This is a genomic window from Microbacterium sp. Leaf351 (genome assembly GCF_001423825.1).
GTDB classification, from domain to species: Bacteria; Actinomycetota; Actinomycetes; order Actinomycetales; family Microbacteriaceae; genus Microbacterium; species Microbacterium ginsengisoli.
The window spans coordinates 33,363-38,186 of record NZ_LMPK01000036.1 but is presented as its reverse complement, the minus strand read 5'-3'; the positions used below and the strand labels follow the sequence as shown (position 1 = coordinate 38,186).

Here is a 4,824-nt window from a genome sequence, read left to right as displayed (position 1 = left end):
ATCGTAAGGGCGGTGAAGGTGGCGTCGCTCACGTCGGCGGCGAGGTCGGTCTCGTAGAACTCCAGGTAGCCGGCCCAGAGCGGCTCCCACGCGGGGCGGTCGTCGGGATGCAGCGGGGAGATCGTGACCATGGCGCCAGCCTAAGGGGGCGCGGCGTGTGGGAACGGAGGGCCTGCAAGACTGGAAGGCGTGCCTGACGAGAACTCCGAGACATCCGCCCGTCGATACGTCGTCGCCACCGACGGCGCGTGCAAAGGGAACCCCGGCCCCACGGGGTGGGCGTGGGTCGGCGAGGACGGCGAGTGGGCCGCGGGTTCGCTGCCGGAGGGAACCAACAACATCGGCGAGCTGCTCGCGCTGTTGAACGCGATCGTCGCGCACGCGGATGTCGACGAACTGATCGTGCAGGCGGATTCGAAGTATGCGATCGACACCTATGTGTCGTGGATGGACGGCCACCGCCGTCGCGGCTGGGTCACGAGTGCGAAGAAGCCGGTCGCCAATCGCGACATCCTCGAGCAGCTCATCGCGGCGCGCGACGCCCGCCGGTCGGCCGGCCGCCCGGACGTCGTGCTGGAGCATGTGCGCGGCCACGCCGGCCACCGGCTCAACAGTTGGGCGGACGAGCGTGCGGTGCGTGCGTCGCAGCACGGCGCGGCCGGGGAGCAGCTGGTGTGGACCTCGCATCGGGGTCTCGACCGGTTGGATGTCTCGGTCGACCCGCCGCGCGCCGCCGCGGACCGCGTGCGCCGCTGACGGCGCGCCCCGCGATCACGGTGCGGGAACGGCGCGTTCTGCCGCATCTTCGGCGGTTTTCGGTCATGTCCGAAAACCGCCAGCTTTCTCCCAGCATGGAGTTACAGTCTTACTGAAGGTTCGCCCCTATCGTCGACACGCGGCCCGATGCCGGCGCAGGGTCTGCGGCGGTGACGAACGACGGCCGTTCATCTGACACCGCCGGGGGAGCCGCACGGTCTTCGCCCCGGCCATCTATCGAACGAGGCAACTGTGAAGAGAACATCCCTTCGCGCACGCATCGGGCTCGTGGTGACCGCCGTGGTGGTCGCCGCGGTCGCCGTCCCGATCGTCGCGACATCCGCCTTCGCGGACACGACCTGCGCCCCGGCCTGGAGTGCGACCGCGACCTATGTCGGCGGGAACACCGCCAGCAGCAACGGCGTCACCTACCGTGCGAACTGGTGGACCCGGGGCGACGACCCGGTGACGAACAACGGCGCGTCCGGCACCGGCCAGCCCTGGACGTCCCAGGGTGCCTGTGGCGGGAGCACGACGCCCGTCCCGACGTCCTCGCCGACGGCGAGCCCGACTCCCACGCCGAGCCCGACCGGCGCGGCGTGCGTCGCTGCCTGGTCGGCGACCGACACCTACACCGGCGGCCAGACGGCATCCGAAGGCGGCATCGTGTACCGGGCCAACTGGTGGACCCGCGGCGACGAGCCCGCGACCCACAACGGCACCGTCGGCACCGGCCAGCCCTGGACGGCCACAGGCAGGTGCGGTGGCAGCACGCCGACCCCGACGCCGACCTCCAGTCCGACGGCCTCTCCGACGCCGACCCCGACGCCCACGGTGACCCCGACGCCCACACCGTCGACCGGCACGGCGCCCGGCTTCCTGTTCAGCCCGTACAAGGACGCCACCATCTCGATGAACTGGAACACGCTGAAGCTCCAGACGGCTGTCACCGGCACCGCGCGACCGCTGATCGGCGCGGGTGGTGTGCTCGGCAGTTCGGCGACCTCCCTCCGGGCGGTCACCCTGGGCTTTGCGACCGGCACCTGCACGGGCGAGAACTGGGGAGGGGTGGATGCGGCATCCTTCGCGGCCGCCAACATCGCATCCCTCGATGCGGCCGGCGTCGACTACGTCATCTCGACCGGTGGCGCGGCCGGCACCTTCACGTGCGGCAGTGCGGCGGGTCTCACGTCGTTCATCGCGCGCTACGCGTCAAGCCACCTCGTCGGCATCGACTTCGACATCGAGGGCGGTCAGTCGCCGGCGCAGATCTCGAGCCTGGTGGCGTCGGCGGCCGGCGCGCAGAGCGCCTACCCGAACCTGCGCTTCTCGTTCACCCTCGCGACCCTCGCGGCGAGCGACGGCAGCTACGGCGGCCTGAACTCGACCGGAGCCGCGGTGGTGCAGGCCATCCAGGCGTCGTCGCTGACGAACTACACGGTCAACCTCATGACCATGGACTTCGGCTCCGCCTCGGCGACCAACTGCGTCGTCGTCTCCGGCAGCTGCGACATGGGTCGCTCGGCGGTGCAGGCCGCGGTCAACCTGAACCACAGCTACGGGGTGCCGTTCTCGAAGATCGAGCTCACGCCGATGATCGGGGTCAACGACGTGTCCAGCGAGGTGTTCACCCTTGCCGACATCACGACGGTCGCGAACTACGCCAAGAGCGCGGGCCTCGCCGGCGTGCACTTCTGGTCGCTCGACCGGGATGTCCCGTGCGCGACGCCGACCTCGACCGCGTCTGCCACGTGCAACTCGGTGTCGTCGGGCACGTCGTCGCTGGCCTACACCAACGGGTTCCTCAGCGCCTTGAGCTGAGAGACAAGGGGGTGTCCGTGCGCCGGCACGGGCACCCCCTTCCCTCCCGCACTGCGCACGCATACGCGCCGGTCTGGTGGGAGGATCACCGCATGGTCGATCCCCTGGACCCCGGACCCTACTTCCACGGCACGACGGCAGACCTGCAGCCGGGTGATCTCCTCACGGCCGGGCATCGCTCGAACTACCGTCCCGAGGTGGTCATGAACCACGTCTACTTCACGGCGCTCGTCGACGGCGCCGGGCTCGCGGCGGAGATCGCCGCCGAACTCTCCGGCGACGGCGCGACGCCGAGGGTCTATGCGGTCGAGCCGACGGGAGCGTTCGAGAACGATCCGAACGTCACCGACAAGAAGTTCCCCGGTAACCCCACGCGCTCCTTCCGCAGCGCTTCGTCGCTGCGGGTGCTCGACGAGGTCGCCGACTGGAATCGACTCGCCCCCGACGCGCGTGCCGCGTGGCGGGAGCGGCTCGCGGTGATCCGTGCCGGAGGCGGCGGCGAGATCCTCAATTGAGTGGCGACCTCGGCTCGGACCTCCGCGACCTGGGCTCAGACCGTCGCGACGGTCGGCTCCCACCCGAGCGCGGGTGCGACATACGTCGCGAACGACTCCATGAGGCGCAGATTGAACGCGACGCCGAGCTGGCTCGGGATCGTGATCATGAGAGAGTCCGCGCTTTGCAGGGCCTCGTCCTGCCGCAGCTGCTCGACGAGCACGTCGGGCTCTGCCGCGTACGTCTTGCCGAACGTCGAGCGGATGCCGTCGATGACGCCGATCTGGTCATCGCCCGCGCCGCCCCCGAAGTAGCGCGCCTCTTCCGCGGTCGTGATCGGGAAGATGCTGCGGGAGACGGAGACACGCGGCTCGCCGGGATGACCGGCCGCCGTCCATGCGCCGCGGAACGCGTCGATCTGCTGCGCCTGCAGCACGTCGAACGGCGTGCCGTCGGCCTCGGTGAGAAGTGTCGACGACATGAGGTTCACGCCGACGGTTCCGGCCCACTCTGCACTGTCGCGGTTGCCGGCGCCCCACCAGATGCGTGAGCGCAGGCCGGGGGAGTGCGGCTCGATGCGCTGCAGCCCGGTGCCGCCGCCGAACGGGCTGTACGGGTCGCGCTCGGCGAGTCCTTCGCCCTCGATGGCGCGCAGGAACAGCGAGAAGTGCTCCCGCGCGATGTCGGCCCCGCGCGGATCCTCCGACCCGGTGTAGCCGAACGCCTCGTACCCGCGCACAACGGTCTCGGGTGAGCCGCGGCTTACTCCGAGGGCGAGTCGGCCGTCGCTGATGAGATCGACGGCCGCCGCCTCCTCGGCGAGGTAGAGCGGGTTCTCGTACCGCATGTCGATGACGCCCGTGCCGACCTCGATGCGCGAGGTGCGCGCCGCGATGGCGGCGAGCAGCGGCATGGGAGAGGCCTGCTGGCGCGCAAAGTGATGCACGCGGAACGCGATGCCGTTCACCCCCAACTCGTCCAGTCCCTGGGCGAGGTCGATCGCCTGGAGCAGCGAGTCCTGGGCGCTCAGCTGGTGGCCGCCGCCGAGCGGGCCGTAGTGACCGAACGAGAGTGTGCCGAAGCTCTTCATGTCTGACGCAACCTCCGAGGTGCGGTTTCTATTCCGACGAATGGATGCCGCGGCTTGCCCGGACATCCCGTACGACGAGCGACGCGCGGTGAGCCGTGATCACGACCGCGAGCCACGCGCCACCGAGGAGCCATCCGGCGATCACGTCGGTGAGCCAGTGGTGGCCGAGGAACGCGCGACTGAGACCGACCAGCACCGCGAACGCCGCCGCTCCGATCCCGAGGGCGAGCTTCGCGCCCCGCGTGCGCCGCCGGAGGATGAGGAGGTAGGCGATGACTCCCACGACCACGACCGCGTTGAGCGTGTGACCGCTGGGGAACGACGGCGTGTACTCATACGGCGGCACGGCCTGTTCGAGCGGCGGTCGCTCCCGACCGATCACCTGCTTCCCGGCGACGGTCATCAGCAGCGATCCGACTCCGGCGGCGACGATCAGGATCACCGGCGTCCAGGAACGGCGCCGCAGGCCGAGCACAAGCGCAGCGACCGCTGCGATGATCGGCATCACGATCGGGCCGGCGAGATCGGTGAACAGCGTCACGACGGTGTCGACGACCGGCGAGCGGAGTGTCAGGGCGACGTCGAGCGCCGGCCGGTCGATGCCCGCGATCCCCTCGCCGTTGCCCACGGCGACGGAGTCGTACACCTCTTCCGCCAGCCAG

General features: G+C 70.1%; 5 protein-coding genes. 3 read left to right on the top strand and 2 right to left on the bottom strand.

Translation table 11 applies throughout. The features are described 5' to 3' along the window. Positions 1-189 precede the first annotated feature (189 nt). From ASG00_RS12120 to arr, 3 genes are all read left to right on the top strand, one after another. The gene (locus tag ASG00_RS12120) at positions 190-756 is read left to right on the top strand and encodes a ribonuclease H family protein (protein ID WP_056209917.1); all 567 of its coding nucleotides are present in this window, start codon (positions 190-192) and stop codon (positions 754-756) included. Positions 757-1,008: 252 nt separating this feature from the next. Beyond that, entirely contained in the window at positions 1,009-2,577 is a 1,569-nt protein-coding gene (locus ASG00_RS12115) for a carbohydrate-binding protein (RefSeq protein ID WP_200930927.1), read from the top strand. 92 nt (positions 2,578-2,669) lie between these two features. Then, on the top strand, positions 2,670-3,092 hold the full coding sequence (arr, locus tag ASG00_RS12110) for an NAD(+)--rifampin ADP-ribosyltransferase (protein ID WP_056209915.1): 423 nt from the start codon (positions 2,670-2,672) through the stop codon (positions 3,090-3,092). Positions 3,093-3,127: 35 nt separating this feature from the next. Here arr and ASG00_RS12105 read toward each other — a convergent pair whose 3' ends face one another. After that, positions 3,128-4,162: an LLM class flavin-dependent oxidoreductase gene (locus tag ASG00_RS12105; RefSeq protein ID WP_056209913.1), complete on the bottom strand. Its 1,035-nt coding sequence runs from the start codon at positions 4,160-4,162 to the stop codon at positions 3,128-3,130. Between the two features lie 28 nt (positions 4,163-4,190). Next, positions 4,191-4,824 (bottom strand): phosphatase PAP2 family protein (locus ASG00_RS12100; RefSeq protein WP_156456252.1); only part of this gene is annotated, 634 nt, incomplete at its 5' end.